The sequence below is a fragment of the Pseudogulbenkiania ferrooxidans 2002 genome (genome assembly GCF_000174355.1).
Classification (GTDB): domain Bacteria; phylum Pseudomonadota; class Gammaproteobacteria; order Burkholderiales; family Chromobacteriaceae; genus Pseudogulbenkiania; species Pseudogulbenkiania ferrooxidans.
Genome location: NZ_ACIS01000004.1, coordinates 1 through 22740 on the forward strand (window position 1 = coordinate 1; position 22740 = coordinate 22740).

Consider the following 22740-nt stretch of genomic DNA (forward strand, 5'->3'; position numbering starts at 1 on the left):
AAGCATCTAGCGGGAACTCGCCTGAGATGAGACTCCTGAGGGCTTGACCCTCTGAAGAGTCGTCGAGACAGACGTTGATAGGTCGGGTGTGGAAGCGCTGTGAGCGTGAAGCTAACCGATACTAATTGCTCGTGAGGCTTGATCCTATCATTTGAGTGGCTTGGGCCACGCGGTGAATAGAGAGTGCGACGTACGATCGATTACCCAATTCGAAATGGAAGCCAGCTGGCTTCCAGGCTTCTTCTAGTTTGTTGACAGTTTATGTCTGGCGGCCTTAGCGAGGTGGTCCCACCCCTTCCCATCCCGAACAGGACCGTGAAACGCCTTAGCGCCGATGATAGTGCGGCATTGCCGTGTGAAAGTAGGACACCGCCAGACTCCCCTTATAAAAGCCCAGCTCATCCGAGCTGGGCTTTCTGTTTTTATGGCGCCGCCATGCCGCCATGCCGCCATGCCGCAATGGCTCCCCTGGCTGATGCATTACGGGTGTTTGTGGCTGGGGATGGCACAGATGCCGCTTTTAGTTGTACATCCTTAATCTTCCCGACAATTCGATCGGCCTGTGCCTTGGGGAGAACCCGTATGCCGCAGGCTTGCTGAACATGCAGACCCCCAGTGCACATGCACTGGGGGTTTTTGTGTTTACAACCCGAACCGCCCGTCGGGGCGCCGACGAGCTGGCGCTTGTCGGCGGCGCTGGCTCCGCGTTCTCCCTCTCCCACTGACGGCTTGGCTGAAGAGCTGGCTGTGGCGTCCTAGCCTACTCCCCACAAGTCATATCATTCGGAAGTAAAGAGAAGCCCGTCACTGAAGGGGAGTGACGGACATGGGGAAGGACAGATGATCGGCCCCCTCACGCCGATCGGGGGATGTCAGTGCAACTTCACTTGGGGTTCGGCGCGCTTGGAAAGCAGCCGGCCTATCGTCGCCAGGCACGTTCTTCCCAGCCCATACAGGGCCATCTTGTGCTTGCTGTAGAGCGACAAGTACATCAGGCGTGCGAACTGCCCCTGGATAAACAGGCTCTTGCGGGACAGGGAGCTCATCAGGCTACCCACCGTGCTGTATTTGCCCAGCGAGATCAGCGAGCCCAGGTCGCGATAGGCAAATGTCCGCAGCGGTTTGCCCTGTAGTTGCCGTTTCAGGTTCGCGAGCAACAGGGTGGCTTGCTGGTGGGCTGCTTGGGCGCGAGGCGGTACCCAGCCTTGCTTCTCTTCCCACGGACAGGCAGCGCAATCCCCAAGGGCGAAAATAGCCGGATCCAAGGTGGTCTGCAGGGTGGGGGTGACCACCAGTTGATTGAGCCGATTGGTTTCCAGGCCGTCCAGCCGGGAGAGGAAGTCGGGTGCCTTGACTCCCGCGGCCCAGACCACCAATTCCGACGGGATGAGCTTGCCACTCGCGGTTAGCACGGATGTCACGGTCACCTCGGTGACCTTTTCTCCGGTCAACACCGTGACATTGAGGTTTTCCAGCAGGCGCCGGGCATTGTGCGACAGTTCAGGGGGCAGGGCAGGGAGGATGCGATCCCCGGCTTCGATCAGGGTCAGGCGGATATCCCGGTCGGGATCGATACTTTCCCGCCCATACGCCACCAGCTCCCGCGTGGTGTTGCGCAGTTCTGCCGCCAGTTCGACACCGGTGGCCCCGGCACCAATGATGGTGATTTGCAGTTGTTCGGGGCGCAATGGCGCATTTTGCAGGCTGGCCCGAACGCAGGCGTTGACCATGCGCTGATGGAAATGCGTGGCCTGTTCCGGGGTGTTCAAACTGATGGCATGCTGAGCAACGCCTCGGGTACCAAAATCGTTGGTGCCGCTGCCGACGGCCAGCACCAGGGTGTCGTAGGAAATCCGGCGGCGCGGAATCAGCTCCTGTCCGTCGGCATCCAGGGTGGGGGCGACATGGATGACCTTCTCGCTACGGTCCAGTCCATCCATACGCCCCAGGCAGAAACGGAAACCGTGCCACCGGGCTTGAGCCAGGTAGTCGAGTTCTTCTTTGGCCGGCGTCATGCTTCCGGCGGCAATTTCGTGCAGCAGGGGTTTCCAGATATGGGTGCGGGAGCAGTCGACCAGGGTGATCTCGGCTTGTTGCCGGCGTCCCAGGGTGTCACCTAGCCGCGTTGCCAGCGCCAGCCCGCCGGCGCCTCCTCCCACAATGACGATTTTCTGCATGTTGGACGTGGGCATCGGTGTCTCCTGAGGTGCGTTTGCCTGGCCATGCTTCCTCGCATGCACAATTTGCCTTGTTGGCGGCAATGCGAAAGGGCCGTTAGAATGGCCTGAAATTAGGCCGTTAGCGGCCAATTTGCCCGGTGTGTGCCACCTTCGGCAAACGATATAAATTCAGCACATTGTGAGTGATGGGAACAATAGGTGAGACGGAAGATACCGAGCATCGAGGCGCTGCAGGCGTTTGAAGCGGCGGCACGGCACCAGAGCTTTACCCGGGCCGCGGAAGAATTGGCTTTGACGCAAAGCGCCGTCTGCAAGCAGATCGCGACGTTGGAGGAAATGCTGGGGATCGCCCTGTTTAATCGCATCAAGCGACGCGTCAGCCTGAGCGAGGCGGGCCAGGTCTATGCCCGGGAGGTGCGGGAGCATCTCGACCGACTGGAGCGCAGCACCTTGTCCATCATGGCGCATCAAGGTTCGGGCGGCGTTATCGAACTGGCGGCGATCCCCACCTTCGCCACGCGCTGGCTGATTCCGCGCCTGCCCGGGTTTTACGCCGAGCATCCCAATATCACGATCAATATCACCACCCGTTCCGATACCTTCATTTTTGCCGACACCGTTTTCGACGCCTCCATTCATTTCGGGACGGGGGTCTGGCCCGGCGCTCATGCCGATCATCTGTTTGGTGAGGAAATGATCCCGGTTTGCAGCCCGCAGCTGCTGGCGCGGCATCCCTGTCCGCAGCCGCAGGACCTGGTCAAGCTGAAGCTCCTGCACCTGTCGGCACGGCACGATGCCTGGCATAAATGGTTCGCCGCGGCCGGGGCCAGCGACCTGAATGCCATGGTCGGCCCGCGCTACGAGCTGTTTTCGATGCTGGTGGAGGCGGCCCGGGCGCAAATGGGGGTCGCCTTGGTGCCGCGTTTTCTGGTGCAGGAAGAAATCCGCTCGGGTTCGCTGGTGACGCCCTTCGATATCCCGATGCAGAGCGAGATGGGCTATTTTCTGGTCTACCCGGAAAGCAAGCAGGAGGCCAAAGTCCTTCAGGCCTTTGTCAGCTGGTTGCTCGAGCAAGCCGAGCAGTATCGTTCACAGCTTCAGCCGTAGCGCCGGCCTGCGTCCACGGCGAGCCCGCCAGGTGCCAACAGACAAGCCCACTGCGCCGGCACGCTTCTGATCGGAGGACGTGTGATGCAGGGGGTGTTGGAGGGCCTTGGCGACACGCCTTGCCAGGATGCAGGGTCAGATCGATATGAAGGGCCGGTCTTTGAGCGAGGCTTTGAACCCCTCGACGACCTCGTGCACCTTGCCCCAATTCGGCAGGGCCTTCATTCGGTTTAACCAGCGTCGCACGTTGGGGTAGTCCAGATATTCGCAGCGTACCAGTTCGCCCACCGCGACCATCTCGGCGCCGACGTAGTCGGCGAGGGTGATCGTGTCTCCGCAGAGAAACCGTCTATCGGGGCCGATCAAGTCCTTGTCGAGGATGCCGAGCCAGTGCTGGGCTCTTTGCTTGCCCCAGGCGATGGTCCCGGCGTGGGCCTCCTCGGTTGGACGTCTGTGGTGAGGGAACAATTGCGGGTAGACCAGACCGTAGCCATGGTCCTTGTAATAGTTGCTGTAGAACCACTCCATGGCCTCGTCGACGCGTGCCCGTTGCTTCAGGTCGGCTGGGTAGGCCAACGACTGGGTCATGCCGGCAAGATAGCGAATGATGGCCCCGCTTTCCGTCAGTACAAAGCCGTCGTCGTCCAGCACCGGTACCAGGCAACTGGGGTTGATGGCCTGGAACTCGGGCTTGAGGTGTTCGCCGGTCATGAGGTCGACCAGCTGATAGTCCAGGGGGATTGCTTCTTCAGCGGCGAACATCATGATGATGCGGCTCGTGGTCGAGGCGGGGTGGTAATAGAGTTTCATCGCGAATTCTCCAAAGGCGGACGTGGGCGTCTCAGGGCCTGGTTCTAGGCGCATTCACCGCAGGGCATGCCGGTTGCTGCTGGAGGATGACGCCACGGAGGCGGGCAACCCCCATCAAATGCGCAGGTGATCGATCATGCGCGATTTGCTGCGCGGCGTGGCCGAACCTCCTGTCCGTGCCGCCACTGCGCCGGCATTTAGCCCGGCCAGCCAGGCGACGATCTCGTGCGCCGATCCATCCTGCCGGAGCGTTGTGGTGTGTTTTTTCGATGCGGTCCGCCGTGGTCGGTATGCCCTGGAAAAATGACATGGCCGAGGGTGCCGTTTCATCCTGATTGGACGCTAGTTGCTGGTGGGGTGGATTGCAAGAAAACGGTCCTCGTCTTTCTCTCTGTCCGGTGTTGGGATGGGAGGTTAGGGCGAGGCAGGTCGTGCCTGGATGCTGCATTGTTTACCGAGAGTAAACAAATTCTTTCTCATAGCATGGTTTTTCAAAATACTCCGAAGCGATAAATTTTACATATGAAATTTGCAAAGAGGGGATTTCCCTCCTGGCTTATTAACACATCGGAGTTCACATGAAAAAAGTTGCATTCGTTGTTGCCGGGCTGCTGGTGGCCGGCTCGGTTTTCGCCAAGGATAGCTACGTTGCGCCCACGGACGCCCAGGTTCAGGCCTGGCAGGCGGAACAGGGTAAAATCAAGGCCAGCTACGCCCAGCTGTCACCAGCCGAACAAGCCCGCCTCAGCCAGCAGAATGCCTACTGGGTGGCACGCTGGGTCAAAGAGAACCAGGCCAGTCGTTAAGCTTTCCTCGGGGCGTCAGTCCCCGCTGCCTGTCTCCAGGCTCGATGGTCGGGCCGCGCGTTGTCAAAAGGCTGAGCCGCACGGCTCAGCCTTTTCCATGTCGGGCAGGGAAGATTCAAGCCCGCCGGCAAGCCCGACGAGCCGGGTCATGGCGCAGTCTCTGGTTGCTTGGGTTTCATTTCCTTCATCAAGGCGAATGCCTCGTCCTGTCCGACGATCTTGATCGTCATCGGGTCCCCCGCAAAAGGGAATGCCCAGGAGCGTCCCGGGCTGTAACCCACCATCAGGTAGTAGGTTTTGCCCGATTAGGCTTCCAACGTGGCGACCCGTTTCCCTTGTGGGAAGGCCTTGAATCGGAATTCGTGATGGCCTGCTCCGATCGGCAGGGTTTTGTAGGTGAGGCGTGGCAGGCTGGCGATTTCTGATCCGTTGTCGGAAATATCCTGGTTGCTGGACACCAGGGTTGGGCCACTGATGTTCATGACCACCAGCGTGGCGGATTCGGCGACCTCCTCCGGGGCGGGCGGTGTCTCTGCCGACATGTCAGTCTGCGCCCAAAGCGCCGTGCTCAGGCCCAGCCCGCAGGCGGCAGCAAACCAACGGCAGTTCCTTCTCCAGTTGTTTATTCCTCCTCCTCGTCAAATCGGTTGCGCCTTAAAACTTTTATTTGCCGCTCCCGTGCTTGTCAACCTCGGAACATCAACATGGCAGGGGTGCCATGTCGCGCCCGGTAAGGCCTGTCGGCGTATGGCATGTCGAGTGAGTGAGCTGCGGCTGCTCTTGCGTTAGGATCGGACAAAAACAGGAGCGTTACATGCCCACATCCATTCCCTCTGCGCACACGGTTTCCAATCGGTATGCGGTGCGTACCGCCTATTCATGAAACGCGTGCTGCGGCGCTTCGGTTGGTGGGCGGCGAGGGTAGGGGATTACGCGGTGAAGACCAAGGCTGTTAAGCTCGCTTTGAAGCACGAGCCGGATTCGAGGCTATGCCGGACTGACCACCATTCATTGGCCCTGGAGATGGCTTTCCGTAAATCGATTCAGCGGCGACCAGTGGCCACCAAGAAAACATAAGGAGAAATCGGATGAAGCGTCGCTTTGCCACCCTGATGGCAGCGTGTGTTGTCAGCATGGCCGCCCCCATGGCCATGGCGGCCAAACCGCTGGTGTTCTGTGCCGAAGCGGCACCCGAGGGTTTCGATCCGGCGTTGTGGGACAGCGCCTTGACCTATAACGTCACGCGGCAGATTTTCCAGGGCCTGGTGCGATTCAAGCACGGCGGCACGGCGCTGCAGCCGGCCCTGGCAACCGGCTGGGAGGTGTCGGACGATGGTCTGGAGTACACCTTCCACCTGCGCCGCGGCGTCAAGTTCCACCGCACCGACTACTTCCAGCCCAGCCGCGACTTCAACGCCGATGACGTGGTGTTCACCATCACCCGCTGGATCAATCCGGAGGCGCCGTTCAACAAGGCGTTCCGAACCCAGCTACTGGGCCCCAACGCCAACGGTATCGCGCAGAGCGTGGCCGCGGTGAAGAAGGTCGACCCTTACACCGTCATGCTGCGGCTGAAGGAGCGCAACTCGACCTTTGTCAATTTCCTGGCGATGGGGTTTGCCGGCATGCAGTCTGCCGAGTATGGCGCCAAGCTGTTGGCCGAAGGGCGAGCCGCCGACATCAACCTGAAGCCGATCGGCACCGGCCCCTTCCTGTTCAAGGGCTATGCCAAGGACGCGGCGGTACGCTATGCCGCCAACCCTGGCTACTGGGGCAAGAAACAGAAAACCCAGAGCCTGGTGTTTGCCATCGTCACCGACCCGCAGGTGCGGCTGCAGAAGCTGAAGAGCAACGAGTGCCAGGTGGCGGCGGCGGTGCGCGAGGCCGACCTGGACGGCCTCAACGGCGCGCCGGGGGTGAAGGTCACCTCCACCGGGGCGATGAACATCTCCTACCTCGCCTACAATCTGCAGCGGCCGCAACTGGCCAATCGCGATGTGCGCGTGGCGCTCGACATCGCCATCGACCGTGATGCGTTGTTCCGCGTGATGTTCCCCAAGGGCGGGGCCATCCAGGCGATCAACCCGTTCCCGCCGTCGGTGTGGAGCTGGAACGGCAAGAACCGGAACGAGTACAACCCGGCGAAGGCGCGGCAGTTGCTGGCCAAGGCCGGCTATCCGGACGGCTTCGCCATCACGTTGTGGGCGCTGCCGGTGCAGCGGCCGACCAATCCCAACGGCAAGTTGATGGCGCAGATGATCCAGCAGGATTGGGCCAAGATCGGGGTGAAGACGACCATCCAGAGCTTCGAGTGGGGCGAGTACCTGAAGCGCGCCGCGCAGGGTGAGCACGATGTCTACATGAGCGGCTGGACCAGCGACGCCGGCGATCCGGATGACTTTTTGTGGGGCACGCTGTCGTGCAGCGTGAGCAAGAATGGCCAGCGCTTCTGCAACAAGGAGTTCGACGAGCTGCTGTTGAAAGCGCGCCAGACCAGTGACCAGCGCCAGCGCAGCGCCTACTACCTCAAGGCACAGGAAATCTTCAAGCGCGAACGGCCGTGGATCACCGTCGCCCATTCCAAGATCTACATTCCGCTGCGCAACGACGTGGAGGGCTTCGTGATGAACCCCAATGGCTCGTTCGACTTCGAGGACGTCTACCTCAAATAACCCCGGTCACGACGCGCCGCGGTCCTCCGTACCCGCCGCCGGCGCGGCGGGTCATGCCCGCTTCATTCTGCTCCGGCCCGCCACGGTGGCGGGCTTTCTCATGCGCCTTCGGCCGTGGCTTCCGAGGGCGACAACGCTTGGGCGAACGCCCCGACCTCGGAGGTGGCAACAGGACCTCCACGCCCAGCGCCGGCGCGTCACGCCGGCCGCTGATCCCGCCCCCAGGCAGACCTTTTCCTCCCAACACCCAGGTCCAAGCTGGCGGCAATCGCTAGGCCGGCCGCTACTGCGGCCGCTATCGGCATCCGTCTTCATCCTCCCGTTGTCGGCCACCTCTGCTCGTAAGCCGCCGCGCGCCATCCGTTGGTGGGCCGTGTCATGAAACCCACCTGCTCTCGAGGTAGGGTGGGGCGATGGTCGGCGGTGGCGGGCAATGACGCTTACGTGTCGCTTCCGTCGAAGACCGTCATTTTGCCGGAGAGGCACAATGCCGGGCGATTGGAGGCAGCCCCGCTGCGTTGCCACACGCCATGGTACCCGGCAGGCCCTGGCGCTGGGGCGATAGCCGGATCGGGCGTCCGGCATCGCGGTGATACTAGATGTTGAAATGTTATAGGTTGAGCTAGATCAAGCTTCATAAGGATGGCATAATCCGGCGCCGGCTTATAAGTGTTACAAGCAAATAATGGCAAATACATTGGCTGTAACTTACAAAATGCATACTGAATAAACCAGCCCACCCGGAATCGCTTAAGTCATGACACACCTGCCAGACCATCAGCCCGATACCTGTCACTCCCCTGTTTCCGCATTTCCCCTGACCGAACTGCAGCACGCCTACTGGCTCGGTGAGCAGGATGCCTACCGCCTGCATACGCCGGCCTTCCTGCATCGCTGCTTTTTCACCGCGACACTGGACGTTCCCTTGCTGGAGCGATCGATTCTCGCGGTGGTGCGCTCGCAGCCCTCGCTCACGGTCGAAATCCTGAGCGACGGCACCCAGCGCCCGTTGCCGCCGCCGGAGCGCATCGCGCTGCCGCTCAACGATTACCGCCATGTATCGCCGGACGGGGCCAGGACCTACCTGGCCGAGCGCAAGGCCACGCTGGAGTCCGAGCTGCCGCCGTTTGGGCGCGGTCTGCAGTTTTCCTGTTTCATCGACCAGGTGGCCGACGGCTACTACGTCCACTTCCTGTTCCGCCTGATCGCCTTCGACGCGATGTCGATGTGGCTATTCCTGAACGATATGTGCGGCGTCTACCTCGGGCGTCCCGCTCCCCAGCCGCAAGCGGCGAGCTTTGCCGATTTCGTCCAGCTGCGCCGCCAGCAGACGCGCACGCTGGGCTATCAGCGTTCGCTGCAGTACTGGCAGGAACGCGCCAAGGAACTGCCCAACGCGCCGGAGCTGCCGCTGGTCGATCACGACGCGATTCCGGAGAAGTCGGAGTTCCGCCGCATCCGCATCAGCCTCAACGCCCGCCAGGTCGAGGCGCTGTACGAGCAGGCGCGCCGCTGCGGCGTCAGCGTCAACAGCCTGTTGTGCACCATGTACGCCGACGTGCTGCGGCTGTGGTCGAAGAACCCGAACTTCATCATCAACATGCTGGCAACCCACCGGCCGAACGACGACGACCGCTTCGCCCACGTGTTCGGCAACTTCGGCAGCACCATGCCGGTCGAGGCGGTGGAGGTAGAGGGCGGCCTGCGCGAGCGCGCTCGTGCGCTGCAGCGCAAGATGTTCCGCGACCTGAAACACATGCAGGTCTCCGGCGTCGAGGTGATCCGCGCCATGGGCCGCAGCGGCAGCGTCGTGCCGGCCATGCCGGTGGTGTTCGCCAGCTCGTTGGGCCTGCCGATGGGCAAGCTGCTGAGCCCGGTCGACCTGGGCTGGGAAATTCGTGCCGGCGGCCTGCAGACCCCGCAGGTGCTGCTCGACTGCCAGGTCTACATGGACGGCGAGCAGCTGACCCTGAACTGGGACTACGTGGTCGAGGCCTTCCAGCCGGGCGTGGTGGAGGACATGTTCCAGTCCTTCGGCGATCAGCTGCTGGATCTGATCGATGGCAGCTCCGCCGACACCCCGCAATTGCCGCTCGTGCCGCCGCGCAACCTCGCCGCGCGCCAGACCGCCAACGCCTCGGCAAAGCCGCTGCCGACCGGCCTGCTGCACAACTTCTTCGCCGCAGCCTGTCACCAGTACCCGCAGCGCCCAGCCATCATCAGCGAAGCGCGCACCCTGTCGTACGACGAGCTGTGGCGCCTGACCACCCGCCTGGCCGCCCAGTTGCGCGACAACGACGTTGGCCGAAACGATCTGGTCGCCATCGTCGCGCGGCGCGGCTGGCGCCAGGTGTCGGCGGCGATGGCCACGGTGCAGGCCGGCGGCGCCTACCTGCCGGTTTCCAGCGAACTGCCGGCCGAGCGCAAGGCATGGCTGCTCGGCCAACAGGGGGTGAAAGTGGCGCTGGTCGAGCGCGATCTGGCCGACGGCTTCGAGCTGCCGGCCGGCGTCACCATGCTGATTCTGGAAGACGTGCTGCCCGACGGTGAACCCGGCCCGGCGGTGGACCTGCCAGCGGTGCAGGGCGAGCTGGACCTGGCCTACGTGATCTTCACCTCCGGTTCCACCGGCCAGCCCAAGGGCGTGATGATCGACCACCGCGGCGCGGTCAACACCATCCAGGACATCATCGATCGCTTCGGCCTGACGCCGGAAGACCGCGTGATCGGCATCTCGGCGTTCAACTTCGACCTGTCGGTGTACGACATCTTCGCCAGCCTGGGCACCGGTGCCGCGCTGGTGTTGCCGCCGTACAGCGAAACGCCGTCGCCGGACGACTGGGCGCGCATGGTGCGCGAGCACCAGGTGTCGGTATGGAACACCGTGCCGGCGCTGCTGGAGATGCAGATCGAGTACCTGGGCGCGCGCGCCGCCAGCGAGCTGGCGTCGCTGCGCCTGGTGATGCTCAGCGGCGACTGGATTCCGGTCAGCCTGCCGGGGCGCCTGGCCGCGCAGCTGCCTCACACCGTGCTGATCGGCATGGGCGGCGCCACCGAGGCATCGATCTGGTCCAACTACTTCGTGGTCGACCGCGTCGACCCGAGCTGGAAGAGCATTCCCTACGGCTGGCCGCTGGCCAACCAGCACTTCCATGTGCTGACCCGCGACCTGCGCCACGCGCCGACCGGCGTGCCGGGCGAGCTGTACATCGGCGGCATCGGCGTGGCCAAGGGCTACTACAACGACCCGGAACGCACCGCCGCCAGCTTCATCACCCATCCGCAAACCGGTGAGCGGCTGTACCGCACCGGCGACATGGGGCGCTACCACGACAGCGGCTACCTCGAATTCCTCGGCCGCAACGACGACCAGGTGAAAATCCGTGGCTTCCGCATCGAGCTGGGCGAAATCGACGCCGTGCTCGACCGCTGTCCGGGGGTGCGCAGCGCCGCCACCATCGTGCGGCAGGGCCACAGCCAGGACCGCCAGCTGGTGACGCTGTACGTGCCGGAAAACGACAGCGTCGCGAGGCGGCGCTGCGCGAGCATCTGGCGCGCACGCTGCCCGACTACATGGTGCCGGCGCAGTTCATCGCACTGGAGCAGATTCCGGTCACGGCCAACGGCAAGGTCAACCGCAAGGCGCTGGCCGACATCGCCGCCGCGCTGCCGCCGGTCGAACGCGAGAAGCGCGCGCCGCGCAACGCCGACGAACAGCGCCTGGCCGGCATCTGGCAGACGCTGCTGAACATCGACGCGCCGGGCATCGACGACAACTTCTTCGAGCAGGGCGGCACCTCGCTGTTGGCGGTGCGCCTGCTCAACGCCATCGCCGCCGAGTTCGGCAAGAGCCTGCCGCTGGCGTCCCTGCTGCGCCACGGCACCATCGCCGCCCAGGCAGAGCTGTTGGCGCAGGACGCGGCGGCTTCGTCCGGGCGCAGTCCGCTGGTCGTGCTGCGCGACGGCAGCGAGAGCACGCTGGTGGTGGTGCACCCGGTGGGCGGCAACGTGCTGTGCTACCGCGAACTGACCGCCCTGGTGCCGGATGGCATGGCCGTGCTGGCGCTGCAGTCGCCGGGCGACGGTAGCGAACGCGAGGTCGGCGAACTGGCCGCGCGCTACATCGAAGCGCTGTCCGGCCAGCTCGGGGCGTGGCGGCCGCTGCATCTGCTGGGGTGGTCGATGGGCGGTGTCATCGCCCAGGAAATGACGCGCCAGCTGGAAGCCCGCGGCATCGCCCCGCTCGGCCTGACCCTGATCGACAGCTGTCAATCGGCCGACAGCCGCACGGCCAGCCGTCTGGAAGGCTACGCGCTGCTGCGCAACTTCGTGCGCGATCTTCTGGGCAGCACCCCGGTGCCGGAGGCCTTTGCCGCCATCGAAACCCTGGACGCGGGCCGGCAGCCCGAGGCCGCCCTGGCCGTGCTGCGCGACACCGTGGCGAGCGCAGGCCAGCTCTCGCTGCCGGAGTTCGTCACGCTGCTCGGCGAATACCAGGCCAACTACAACGCCCTGGTACGCCATGCGCCGCACGCGATCAGCACGCCGACGCGCCTGTTCCGCGCCACCCGCAAGCAGCAGTTCCCACTGCTGACCCCCTTCGCCATGCCGGATGGCGGCCACCTGGAGGTGGTGGCGATGGACGAGGATCACTTCTCCATCGTTCAGGGCGAGGCGCTGCGCGCGATCGTGGCGCAGGTGCTGCGCCAGGGCAGCGGAGCGGACCAAACGTTGGCCGAACAACCGCTGCGTTGAGCATACCCCCGATCAACCACGCGATACGCCCCCGGCCGCTCAATCCCGGCGTCCGCCACTGGTGGCGCCGGGGTGTGACCGTGCCGGACACGGCTGCCCGCCGCTCTGGTGGGCGGCACACCGGATACCCTACGGAGTTGTTGCATGACCAACAAAACTGAGCTTTCTCCCGGCTCGCCCCTGCCGACGGGACAGGCCCCGTCCCACCCCGCGGCTTCCGGCCGCGGCGCTCGCAAGGGGCGCCTGATTCTGGCCCTGATCCTGCTGGCGACGGCGGCGGTGGCCGGCCGCATGTGGTGGCGCAGCCATTACTTCGAAGAAACCGACAACGCCTACCTGGCCGGCCACGTCAGCACCATCTCGCCGCGCATTGCTGGGGTGGTGCACCAGGTGCTGGTGAGCGACAACCAGCTGGTACGCGCCGGCGATCCCTTGCTCGAACTGGATGCGGCCGACCAGGAGGTGAAGATCGCCCAGATCAAGGCGCAGATCGCCCAGACCGACGAGCAGGTGCGCCAGATCGCCGAACAGCTGGAACAGGCCCGTGCCGAAGCGCAGGCCGCGCAGGCGCTGGTGGCGCGCGCCGCGGCGCAGTTCCAGCGCAACGACGCCGAAGCCAAGCGGGTGAGCGCACTGCACGACGTGCAGCTCAAGTCGGTGTCGAAGTCCGAGCTGGAAGGCGCCATCGCCGCGCGCGACAGCGCCGCAGCCGAGGCGCAGGCGCAGCAGTTCCAGGCCAAGGCCGCCAGCGCCAAGAGCGGATCGGTGGCAGCCGCCCGCGCCGCCGCCCTGGCGCAGAAAAAGGTGCTCGCCGCCCAGCTGCGCGACGCCGAACTCCAGCTCAAGTACACCCGCATCGTCGCCCCGGTCGACGGTCGCATCGGCAAGAAGAGCGTGGAGGTGGGTACGCGGGTGCAGGCCGGCCAGCAGTTGCTGGCGATCGTCCAGGACGGGGTCTGGGTGAACGCCAACTTCAAGGAAACCCAGCTGCACGACCTGTACCCCGGGCAGCAGGCGACGGTGAGGATCGACGCCTTCCCGGGGCGGACGTTCAGCGGCAAGGTTGACAGTTTCGCGCCGGCGTCGGGCGCGCAGTTCGCGCTGCTGCCGCCGGATAATGCCACCGGCAACTTCACCAAGATCGTGCAGCGCATCCCGGTGAAAGTGCTGCTCGATCCCAACGACGTCAAGGCGATGGGCGGGCGTCTGGCGCCCGGCATGTCGGCGTTCGTGGAAGTCGACCTGCGCCAGGGTGCCCCAGCCGGCACGGTGCGCTGATGGCGGCCATGGCTGAAAAAACCGCCGTTGCCGCGCGCCCCATGCCGCCGCCCGCCGCCGTGCTGCCGTTGCCCGAACCGGCGGTCGACGCGCGCACCTGGATCGCCATTTTTGCCGCGATCCTCGGCGTGTTCATGGCGATTCTGGATATCCAGGTCACCAACGCGTCGCTGCGCGAGATTCGCGGTGCGCTGTCGGCCACGGTGGAGGAGGGGTCGTGGATGACCACCTCTTACCTGGCGGCCGAAGTGGTGGTGATTCCGCTCACCGCTTTCTTCGTGCGGGTGTTCGGCGCGCGCGCCTACATGCTCGGCAATGTCGTGCTGTTCCTGGTGTTTTCCACGCTGTGCGGCTACGCCTGGAACCTGCCGTCGATGATCGTGTTCCGCGCGCTGCAGGGCTTCACCGGCGGCGCGCTGATCCCGACGGCGATGACGCTGATCCTGACCCGGCTGCCGCCCTCCAAGCGCACCATCGGGCTGGCGTGGCTGATGCTGTCGAGCACTATGGCGCCGGCCTTCGGCCCGACGCTGGGCGGCGTGCTGACCAACTTCTACGGCTGGCCGTCGATCTTCTTCATCAACTGGGCGCCGGGCGTGCTGATGCTGGCCGGGCTGGCCTACGGCCTCAAGCGCGAGCCGCTGCAGTTGAAGCTGTTGCGCGAGGCCGACTGGCTGGCGATCACGGCGATGACGGTCGGGCTGGGGTCGCTGATCGTGTTCCTCGAAGAAGGCAACAGCAAGGACTGGTTCGCGTCCGATCTGATCCGCGCCTGCGCGCTGGCGGCGCTGCTGGGCATCGTGGCGTGGGTGGCCATCCTGCAGAGCCGCGGCAAGCCCTTCGTTAACCTCGCGCTGTTCGCGCGCCGCACCTTCGGCGTGTCGTCGCTGGTCGGCGCGGCGGCCGGCATGGGGCTGTACGGCTCGACCTTCGTGCTGCCCTTGTTCCTGTCCGAGATCGCCGGTTACAACTCGCTGCAGATCGGCGAGGTGATCATGTGGATGGGGTTGCCGCAGATCGTGATGATGCCGCTGGCCGCGGCGTTCGCGAAGCGCTTCGACAACCGCGTCATCTGCTCGCTCGGGCTGCTGCTGTTCGCCAGTTCCTGCTTCATGAATGCCACCATGGACGCCACCACCGGCTACGACCAGCTGGTGTTCTCGCAGGTGCTGCGTGCGCTCGGCCAGCCGCTGATCGTGCTGACCTTGTCGAACTTTGCCATCCACCGTATCGAGGCGGCCAACCTGTCGTCGGCGTCCGGCCTGTACAACATGTCACGGATTCTCGGCGGCGCGGTCGGTACCGCGGTGCTGGCCACCACCATCACCTGGCGCGAGCACTTCCACTCGGCGCGTATCGGCGAGTCGGTATCGCTGTTTTCCGACGCCGTGCAGGAGCGGCTGGGGCAGCTCGGCAGCCAGTTCCTGGCGGGCAGCGGCGACCCGGTGGCCGCCCAGCAGCAGGCGCTTGCCGCCCTCGACCACCTGGTGCGCCGCGAAGCCTACGTTTTGGCCTACACCGACAGCTTTTTCATTCTGGGCTGCGTGCTGTTGGCCTCGATTGCCGTGATGTGGCTGGCCGACCGGGTGGTCGCCGGCGGCAAATGACCGCCTGGCGTAACGATTCAAGAGAAAGACCATGTTGAAAAAAACCATGATCTGCACGGTGCTGGCCTCGCTGCTGGCGGGCTGCGCCACCCCGGCGCTGCAACCGCCGGCGCCGACCGAGCTGGTGCCGGCGAGCTACCAGCACGCCGGCGCGCCCGCGGCGCACGACCTGCCGCGCCAGTGGTGGCGGCTGTACCACGACGCCACGCTGAACCAGCTGGTGGAAACCACGCTGCGCGACAACCCCTATACCCAGGTGGCGCACCTGCGCCAGATCGCCGCCGAGGCGCAGACCCGGCTGGCCAACGCCGACCGCTTGCCGCAGCTGAACGCCGGCGTCGGTTTCAGCAATTCGCGCACCTCGACCAATACCGCGCTGGGCCAGATTCTGGGCCATCAGACCATCAGTGGCGACAAGATCACCGCCGGCTTCGATGCCGCCTGGCAGATCGACGTGTGGAACCGGGTCGGCTACGCCGTGGCGGCGGCCAAGGCCGGGGTGGAGGCGGAGCAGGCCTTCGCCCGCATGGTCGAGCAGACGCTGAGCTGGGAGGTGGCGACCACCTATTGGCAGTACCGCCTGGCCGAATCCGACCTGACGCTGTTGACCGACATCCGCCAGCAGCGCGCCGAAGCCGAAAGCGTGCAGGCCGGACGCTTCGATGCCGGGCTGAGCAGCGAGCTCGACCTGGCGCGGGCGCGCCTCGAACTCAAGAATGCCGATGTCGAGATCGAGGACGCCCGCAAGCGCCTGAGCCTGGCCGAGCACGAGCTGGCCACGCTGACGGTCAAGCCGGTGGCGGAATTCAGCGTGCCGCGCGATGCAGCGTACCGTCTGCCGGATGTGCCCGCGATCAGCCCCGGCCTGCCGGCGTCCATCTTGCGCCAGCGCCCGGACCTGGCGCAGTCGGCGCAGAACATCCGCGCCTTGCTGGCGCAGAAGGAAATCGCCGACACCGCGTTCTACCCGTCGATCAGCCTCACCGGCAACTTCGGCTTCGCCTCGATGGAGCTGCGCAACCTCACCAACAGCGATTCGCGCCAGTTCACCCTGGGGCCGCTGGCCATCTCGCTGCCGATTCTCGACGGCGGCCGCATCCGCGCCAACCAGAAAATCGCCGACGCGCGCTACCAGGAGGCGCTCAACGTCCACAAGGTGCAGCTGTTGATCGCGCTGCGCGAAGTCGACGATGCGCTGACCGAGGTGGAATCGTGCCGCACCCAGGCCGGGCTGCTCGACGCGGCGCTGGAATCGGCGCGGCGCGTGTCCCTGCTGGCCAAGGCGCGCTACGACAAGGGCGCGGTCAACTACCTGGAAGTGACCCAGGCCGAGCGCGACCTGTCGACGGCCGAGCTCAAGTTCCGGCGCAACCAGCTGAAGGGGCTGCTGGCCTCGACCCAGCTGGTGTACGTGCTGGGCGGCGGCTGGAAAGACGAGGCGGCGCCGACGCGCTGAGCGGCGGCGCCCTACAGGAATCCGTACCCAAACTACTTGCTTGTGTTCATTTTTTAACGGGTGAAACCATGTTCTATCAGAAAAATCTGCCGCTCTGGGAGCGGGTGCTGCGCGTCCTCGCCGGGATCGTCGTGATTGCCGTGACCCTGTCTCTGCCGCTGGTGGGCTGGCTGCGCACGCTGATCATCGCCAGCGCCGCGGCCTTCCTGTTCTTCGGCTTCATCGGCTTCTGCCCGGCTTGCGCCCTCGTCGGCCGCAAACTGGACGCAAAGAAATAACCGTCGGCTACCGGGCCGATGCGGCCCGTTACCCTCATATAGAGCAACACACCATGATTCAAACCATCGACACCATCATCATCGGCGGCGGGCAGGGCGGCCTTGCCACCAGCTATTACCTGAAGCAGCAGGGCCGCGAGCACCTGATCCTCGAGCAATCCGACCAGGCCGGTGCGGCCTGGCGCGACGGGCGCTGGGATTCCTTCACACTGGTCACCCCGAACTGGGCGTTCCGCCTGCCGGGAGCGGAGTACAGCGGCGACGCGCCGGGCGGCTTTCTCCATCGCGATGAAGTGGTCGACATCTTCGCCGGCTACGCCGGGAAGTTCGACCTGCCGCTGCGGCTCAACACCCGGGTGAGCGCGGTCGAAGCCTGCCCGGAGGGCGGCTTCTGGGTGCGCACTGCGGACGCCACCTACCGGGCCCGCCACGTGGTGGTGGCCACCGGGCTGTTCCAGACGCCGCGCATCCCAAGGTTGGCCGAACACGTTCCGGCCGGCGTCGTCCAGCTGTATTCGGGCGACTACCGCAACCCGGCCCAGCTGCCCGAGGGTGGCGTCCTGGTGGTCGGCAGCTCGCAGTCGGGCTGCCAGATCGCTCAGGAGCTGCACCAGAGCGGCCGCCCGGTCTACCTGTGCACCAGCGGGGCGGGGCGCATTCCACGCACGTATCGCGGCCGCGACATCTTCGCCTGGGCGGCGCAGATGGGCTTTTCCGACCGCACCGTCGACCAGTTGCCGAGCCCCAAGGCCAAGTTCGCCGCCAACCCGCACATGGCCGGCAAGACCGACGGCGGCAGCCTCAACCTGCACCAGTTCGCGCGCGACGGCATCCGCCTGCTGGGGCGTCTGCAGGATGTGCAGGACGGCAAGGTGCTGCTGGCCGGCGACCTGCACGACAACCTGGCCAAGGCCGACAAGTTCGAGGCCGACATGCTGCAGGGCATCGACGCCTACATCGCCCAGGCCGGCATCGAGGCGCCGCTGGAAACCGTGCCGCACTGGCAGGACGGCTATGCGCTGGAGGCGCTCCGCGAGCTCGACCTCGCGGTGAGCGGCATCCGCACCATCATCTGGGCGATTGGCTACGATTTCGACTTCAGCCTGGTGAAATTCCCGATCTTCGACGAGGACGGCTACCCCATCCAGCAGCGCGGCCTGACTGCGCAACCGGGGCTGTACTTCGTCGGGCTGCCGTGGCTGCACAAGCAGAAATCGGGCCTCCTGGCCGGCGTGGCAGAGGACGCTGCCCACATCGTCCAGAGCATCTGCACCGAGCCGGTCTGCTCCGCGTGAGTCTCGCCGTCGGTCGGGCCTCCTGCGGCCTGGCCGACGGGCTGCGCGGCAAGCTTGAGCCGAAGGGGGCGGGGCGATGCTGATCGACGACACCCCCGTCAGCCTGCGCCTGGAGCGGCTGCGCCCGGGCATCGGGCGGCAGTTGTTCGCCGGGCCGCAGCCCGTAGCCGTGCCGGCCTGGCCGGGAACCGTGTTGCGTCAGCTGCCGCTGCGGCTGCTGGATACGCTGCTGGACGGGCTGGCGCTGGCCGGCGTGGTGCCCGCCTGCGCGCAGGCCATCCGCCCCCGCCAACTGGCCCATCTGGCCGGGCGGCTGTGCGCCGAAGCGGCGCTGTATGCGCTCACCGGTCGCTACCACTCGGTTGGCCGGCAGCCTGACGGCGCGCCCTGCTGGCCGGCAGGCGTGCTGGGCTCGATCACCCACGACGTGCACGGCGCGCTGGCTCTGTTGGCATACCGGAGCGACTACCGCTGGCTGGGCATCGACGTGGAGCCGCTGCTCGATGAGGCCAGCTGCGAGGCGGTGCGCCATGCCTGTCTGACACCCCGCGAGCGCCGCTGGCTGGCGGCGGCCCGGCGGCCGGCGGCAGAAGCAACGCTGCGCTTCTCGGCCAAGGAAGCCTACTACAAGGCCGTGCACCCGGTGCTGGGCGGGCCGATGGGTTTTCTCGACGTCGAACTTGCCCCGCTCGAGCCCGGTCGCCAGACGTTTCGCGTCGAGCCAGCGGCCAACCCCGTGGCACGCGACTGCCTGCCCGTTCTAGAAGGCCGCTTTGTGGAAGAGAGCGGCCGCGTGGTGGCCGTCATCGCGGTCTAGCTGCCGCGAGGCGGAAACCTCCGCTGCGGTTGCCGAAACATGCGCCGGCGCGGGAGCGTTCCGAGCGCTTGCGGGAAGGGGAAACGTCCTACCGGCGTTCGGCCTACCAACCGGGGCGCGCCAACGAGCCGCATTTGGATGCCTACGCCCGTCTGCTGCGCGCCGTGCATGGCGACGTATCCCGTGCGGAAGCGCTGATGAATTATGAAATCAAGCGCGGATCGAAGCGTTCCCGTGCCGCCCTGGATGCGCTCGATCGTCTCATCCGGGATCGTGGCTATTGAGGGCATCCGTTGCGTCGTTCCAAGGTGCGAGGGCTTCGTCTGGCGATACCCAGTCGCTGGTTTGTTCGCTAAAGTGAGCCATTGACCGAAAAATTGCCTCAATCAGGCCTCCGTTAAGCCCTATGCGTATCCCACCGCTGAAAAGCATTATTGCGTTCGAGAGCGTTGCAAGAACAAAAAGCGTCAATCGCGCGGCCGAAGAGCTGGGCCTGACGGCATCCGCCGTGAGCCATCAGATTGCCAACCTCGAATCGAAGATTGGTCGCCCCCTGTTTACCCGCATGGGAAGAGGCCTGGTATTGACCCCCATCGGTGAACAGTATCTCTCCGAGGTAACGGGGTCGCTGGCCGACCTCAGCCGCGCCACGGAACGCGCGGCCAATCAGAGTGAGGTCGACATTCTGCGGGTGCATTCCAGTCCCAGCTTCGGGCTGATGTGGCTGCTGCCGCGCCTGACTTCGTTTCAGGAGATGAACGGCGACATCCAGTTGAACCTGGCCTGCTCGTACGAGGATGTCTCGTTCACGGGCGGCTATTACGACGTCGATATCCGTTATGGCTATGGGTACTGGAAAGACGTCGAAGTCAGGACGCTGCGCAATGAATACATCACTCCGCTGGCCTCGAAGGATTACCTCGCGAAATACCCGATCAAGACGCCGGAGGACTTGCTCGGCCAGCGCCTGATTTTTTCCGAGACACCGTTAGTGAAGTGGCAACAATGGTTCGGCCGCCACGGCGTAGCGGCGGCGCATACCGCGTTCGACTTTTCATTCGACCGCTCCTACATGTCGCTGGAGACGGCCGCGCTGGGTATCGGCATCGCGCTGGAGAGCACGCTGCTGGCCTCGGTGCACCTGCAGCGCGGCACCCTGGTCCCCGTGTTTGACGAACTCTATGCCGTCGAAGTGGGTGCGCACCATCTGGTTTGTCCGCCGCAGAATGCCGATCTGCCCCGCGTGGCCCGATTCATCGAGTGGATTGAAAAGCAGTTGGGCCCCAAAAAAACCTGAGCTTTCGCCTTTTCCGCTCTTTTCTGCCATAACACGCTTCCTGGCCGGGGGCGTGTTTTCTGTCGCGAGCAAATCCGACAACCGATTTCACACCTGAAAATTTCTCAGCAATAGTTGAACGGGACTGCGTTGATCCTCCTCGTTGCCGGATGCAAAGTTGAGCCACAACAAAGTCACCAGGAGACAATGATGTTGCTCGAAAACAAGGTAGTGATCGTAACTGGCGCGGCTTCTCCGCGTGGCATCGGCAAGGCGACCGCCAGAGTGCTAGCCGCCAACGGTGCGCGCGTCGTGATTCTGGATCTGCGCGAAGAGGATGCCGTGGCGGCGGCGCGTGACCTGGGCGAAGGCCACCTCGGCCTCGCCTGCAACGTCACCCGCAAGGAAGACTGCCTGGTGGCCGTGGAGGGCGTGCTGCAGAAGTATGGCCGGGTGGATGGCTTGATCAATAATGCCGGCATTACCCAGCCGCTGCGGGTGATGGACATCGCGGCGGAGAATTTCGACGCCGTGGTCGATGTGAATCTGCGCGGCTCCCTTTACATGTCGCAGGCCGTGATCCCGCACATGAAGAAGCAGAGCAGCGGCAGCATCGTCTGCATGTCGTCGGTGTCCGCGCAGCGTGGCGGCGGCATCTTCGGCGGCCCGCACTACAGCGCCGCCAAGGCCGGCGTGCTGGGCCTGGCGCGCGCGATGGCACGCGAACTGGGAGGCGACAATGTACGCGTCAACTCCATTACTCCGGGGCTGATCCAGACCGATATCACCGGCGACAAGCTCACGCCGGAAATGCGCGCGGAGATCATCAAGGGCATCCCGCTCAACCGATTGGGCAACGCCGAGGATGTGGCCAATGCCTGCCTGTATCTGATCAGCGATCTCTCTTCCTATCTGACCGGGGTGACACTCGACGTCAATGGCGGCATGTTGATCCACTAAAACCGATAACGAGCCCGTCGCTATGAACGGCGGGCCGCTATGCCCGGAATGAAACCGGAGCATCTCTGGAGGAGAAAACCATGAAGTCAAAAAGCATCGCCGCGCCCAGCGCCGGCGGCATCACGATGCCTTATCAATCGGCGGATGCCGAGGCCAGGCTGTACGCCAAGGTGCAGTGGCGGCTGATCCCGTTCCTGATGTTGTGTTACCTGGGCGCCTATCTCGATCGTGTCAACGTCGGCTTCGCCAAGCTGCAGATGCTCAACGATCTGAAGTTCAGCGAGACCATTTATGGCCTAGGCGCCGGCATCTTCTTCCTGGGCTATTTCTTGTTCGAGGTGCCCAGCAACATCATTTTGCATCGAGTGGGGGCGCGCAAATGGCTCGCCCGCATCATGCTCACCTGGGCGTTGATCTCGGCAAGCTTCGTGTTTGTCAAAACCCCGACCTCGTTTTACGTCATGCGCTTCCTGCTCGGCATGGCCGAGGCGGGTTTTGCGCCAGGGGTCATCCTCTACCTGACCTACTGGTTTCCGTCGGTACGCCGCGCCAAGGCCTTGTCGATGTTCTTCATGGCCATTCCGCTGGCGGGGATCGTCGGTGGCCCCTTATCCGGCTATATCATGCAAGCCTTCCAGGGCTATCATGATTTGGCCGGCTGGAAATGGCTGTTCATGCTGGAGGCACTGCCGTCCCTGGTGCTCGGCGTGGCGATCCTGTTCTATCTGGAAAACGGTATCGATGAGGCCAAGTGGCTCAACGACCAGGAAAAGGCGCTGCTCAAGCACAATGTCGCCAGCGAGGGCGCGCACAAGGTCGAGCACCTGTCGATTGCCGCCTTTGTGCAAGACCGCCGCTTGTGGCTGATGGCGGCCATCTACTTCTGCGTCGTGCTCGGCCAGTACGGGCTCACCTTCTGGCTGCCCACCATCGTCAAGAAAGCCGGCGTGCAAGACCCGTTCTGGGTCGGCGTGCTCACCGCGCTGCCGTACATCTGCACCATCATCGCGTTGCCGCTGATCGGCATGAGCGCGGATCGTCGCCGCGAGCGTCGCCTGCATCTGGCGGTTCCCATGATCTTGTCCGCCGCGGCGTTCTTGCTGCTGCCCCAACTGTCTTCCGTCAGCGCCTCGATTGCCTGCCTGAGCGTGGCCGCCGCGGGGATCCTGTCCGCCTCCTCGATGTTCTGGGCCTTGCCGAGCGCCATGCTGGGGGGCGTATCCGCTGCCGCCGGCATTGCCGCCATCAACTGCATCGCCAACCTGGCGGGCTTCTTTTCGCCGGCCATCGTCGGCTGGCTCAATGATCTGACCGGTCATTCCACCGCGGGCCTGGTGTTTATCTCGCTGGTCGTCTTCTTCGGTGTGACCTTGGTGTTCCGCGTCCCTGCCAAGACCGTCAACCGCTAATCACTCGAACCCAAGGCGGGCATTCGCCCGCCTC

General features: G+C 64.5%; 19 protein-coding genes and 2 rRNA genes. 18 read left to right on the top strand and 3 right to left on the bottom strand.

What is annotated here, in order from left to right; genetic code table 11:
* Together FURADRAFT_RS07355 and rrf are read left to right on the top strand one after the other, a co-directional pair.
* Window positions 1–146, top strand: a 23S ribosomal RNA gene (locus FURADRAFT_RS07355); the annotation flags it as partial.
* Window positions 147–264: 118 nt separating this feature from the next.
* Window positions 265–378 (top strand): 5S ribosomal RNA (rrf, locus tag FURADRAFT_RS07360).
* A 494-nt stretch (window positions 379–872) separates the two neighbouring features.
* Here rrf and FURADRAFT_RS07365 read toward each other — a convergent pair.
* On the bottom strand, window positions 873–2192 hold the full coding sequence (locus tag FURADRAFT_RS07365) for an NAD(P)/FAD-dependent oxidoreductase (RefSeq protein ID WP_008953502.1): 1320 nt from the start codon (window positions 2190–2192) through the stop codon (window positions 873–875).
* 186 nt (window positions 2193–2378) lie between these two features.
* Between FURADRAFT_RS07365 and gcvA the strand changes: the two genes are divergently transcribed.
* Entirely contained in the window at window positions 2379–3287 is a 909-nt protein-coding gene (gcvA, locus tag FURADRAFT_RS07370; RefSeq protein WP_008953503.1) for a transcriptional regulator GcvA, read from the top strand.
* 135 nt (window positions 3288–3422) lie between these two features.
* On the opposite strand, the gene FURADRAFT_RS07375 is transcribed toward gcvA, so the two are convergent.
* Complete coding sequence (locus FURADRAFT_RS07375; RefSeq protein WP_008953504.1) at window positions 3423–4097, bottom strand: glutathione S-transferase family protein; 675 nt, start codon at window positions 4095–4097, stop codon at window positions 3423–3425.
* Window positions 4098–4233: 136 nt separating this feature from the next.
* On the opposite strand from FURADRAFT_RS07375, the gene FURADRAFT_RS20695 reads away from it, so the two are divergent.
* Entirely contained in the window at window positions 4234–4404 is a 171-nt protein-coding gene (locus FURADRAFT_RS20695) for a hypothetical protein (RefSeq protein WP_160165313.1), read from the top strand.
* Window positions 4405–4675: 271 nt separating this feature from the next.
* Window positions 4676–4903, top strand: coding sequence for a hypothetical protein (locus FURADRAFT_RS07380; RefSeq protein WP_008953505.1), 228 nt, complete (start codon window positions 4676–4678; stop codon window positions 4901–4903).
* 305 nt (window positions 4904–5208) lie between these two features.
* Here the strand turns inward: FURADRAFT_RS07380 and FURADRAFT_RS07385 are convergent, their stop codons facing one another.
* Window positions 5209–5445, bottom strand: a complete 237-nt coding sequence (locus FURADRAFT_RS07385) for a hypothetical protein (protein WP_008953507.1) — start codon at window positions 5443–5445, stop codon at window positions 5209–5211.
* A 546-nt stretch (window positions 5446–5991) separates the two neighbouring features.
* On the opposite strand from FURADRAFT_RS07385, the gene FURADRAFT_RS07390 reads away from it, so the two are divergent.
* The 13 genes from FURADRAFT_RS07390 (at window position 5992) to FURADRAFT_RS07450 (ending at window position 22706) form a co-directional block, all read left to right on the top strand.
* The gene (locus FURADRAFT_RS07390) at window positions 5992–7575 is read left to right on the top strand and encodes an ABC transporter substrate-binding protein (RefSeq protein WP_008953508.1); all 1584 of its coding nucleotides are present in this window, start codon (window positions 5992–5994) and stop codon (window positions 7573–7575) included.
* Between the two features lie 757 nt (window positions 7576–8332).
* Complete coding sequence (locus tag FURADRAFT_RS07395; protein WP_008953509.1) at window positions 8333–11323, top strand: non-ribosomal peptide synthetase; 2991 nt, start codon at window positions 8333–8335, stop codon at window positions 11321–11323.
* A 17-nt stretch (window positions 11324–11340) separates the two neighbouring features.
* Window positions 11341–12330: an alpha/beta fold hydrolase gene (locus FURADRAFT_RS20130; RefSeq protein WP_236261564.1), complete on the top strand. Its 990-nt coding sequence runs from the start codon at window positions 11341–11343 to the stop codon at window positions 12328–12330.
* Between the two features lie 144 nt (window positions 12331–12474).
* Entirely contained in the window at window positions 12475–13608 is a 1134-nt protein-coding gene (locus FURADRAFT_RS07405) for an HlyD family secretion protein (protein WP_008953511.1), read from the top strand.
* An 8-nt stretch (window positions 13609–13616) separates the two neighbouring features.
* Window positions 13617–15215 carry an MDR family MFS transporter gene (locus FURADRAFT_RS07410; protein ID WP_236261556.1) on the top strand — a complete coding sequence of 533 codons (1599 nt, stop codon included), beginning with the start codon at window positions 13617–13619 and terminating at the stop codon, window positions 15213–15215.
* Window positions 15216–15246: 31 nt separating this feature from the next.
* Window positions 15247–16671: an efflux transporter outer membrane subunit gene (locus tag FURADRAFT_RS07415; protein ID WP_008953513.1), complete on the top strand. Its 1425-nt coding sequence runs from the start codon at window positions 15247–15249 to the stop codon at window positions 16669–16671.
* Between the two features lie 68 nt (window positions 16672–16739).
* Window positions 16740–16949, top strand: a complete 210-nt coding sequence (locus tag FURADRAFT_RS07420) for a YgaP family membrane protein (protein ID WP_008953514.1) — start codon at window positions 16740–16742, stop codon at window positions 16947–16949.
* Between the two features lie 53 nt (window positions 16950–17002).
* Window positions 17003–18244, top strand: coding sequence for an NAD(P)-binding domain-containing protein (locus FURADRAFT_RS07425; RefSeq protein ID WP_008953515.1), 1242 nt, complete (start codon window positions 17003–17005; stop codon window positions 18242–18244).
* Window positions 18245–18320: 76 nt separating this feature from the next.
* Window positions 18321–19061 carry a 4'-phosphopantetheinyl transferase family protein gene (locus tag FURADRAFT_RS07430; protein ID WP_008953516.1) on the top strand — a complete coding sequence of 247 codons (741 nt, stop codon included), beginning with the start codon at window positions 18321–18323 and terminating at the stop codon, window positions 19059–19061.
* Between the two features lie 134 nt (window positions 19062–19195).
* Window positions 19196–19345, top strand: coding sequence for a hypothetical protein (locus FURADRAFT_RS07435; RefSeq protein ID WP_236261557.1), 150 nt, complete (start codon window positions 19196–19198; stop codon window positions 19343–19345).
* 122 nt (window positions 19346–19467) lie between these two features.
* The gene (locus FURADRAFT_RS07440; RefSeq protein ID WP_008953518.1) at window positions 19468–20358 is read left to right on the top strand and encodes a LysR substrate-binding domain-containing protein; all 891 of its coding nucleotides are present in this window, start codon (window positions 19468–19470) and stop codon (window positions 20356–20358) included.
* Between the two features lie 186 nt (window positions 20359–20544).
* A complete protein-coding gene (locus FURADRAFT_RS07445; RefSeq protein WP_236261558.1) occupies window positions 20545–21297 on the top strand; it encodes an SDR family NAD(P)-dependent oxidoreductase in 753 nt (250 codons plus the stop codon).
* 80 nt (window positions 21298–21377) lie between these two features.
* Window positions 21378–22706 (top strand): MFS transporter, encoded by a 1329-nt coding sequence (locus FURADRAFT_RS07450; RefSeq protein ID WP_008953520.1) that lies wholly within the window; start codon window positions 21378–21380, stop codon window positions 22704–22706.
* Window positions 22707–22740 lie beyond the last annotated feature (34 nt).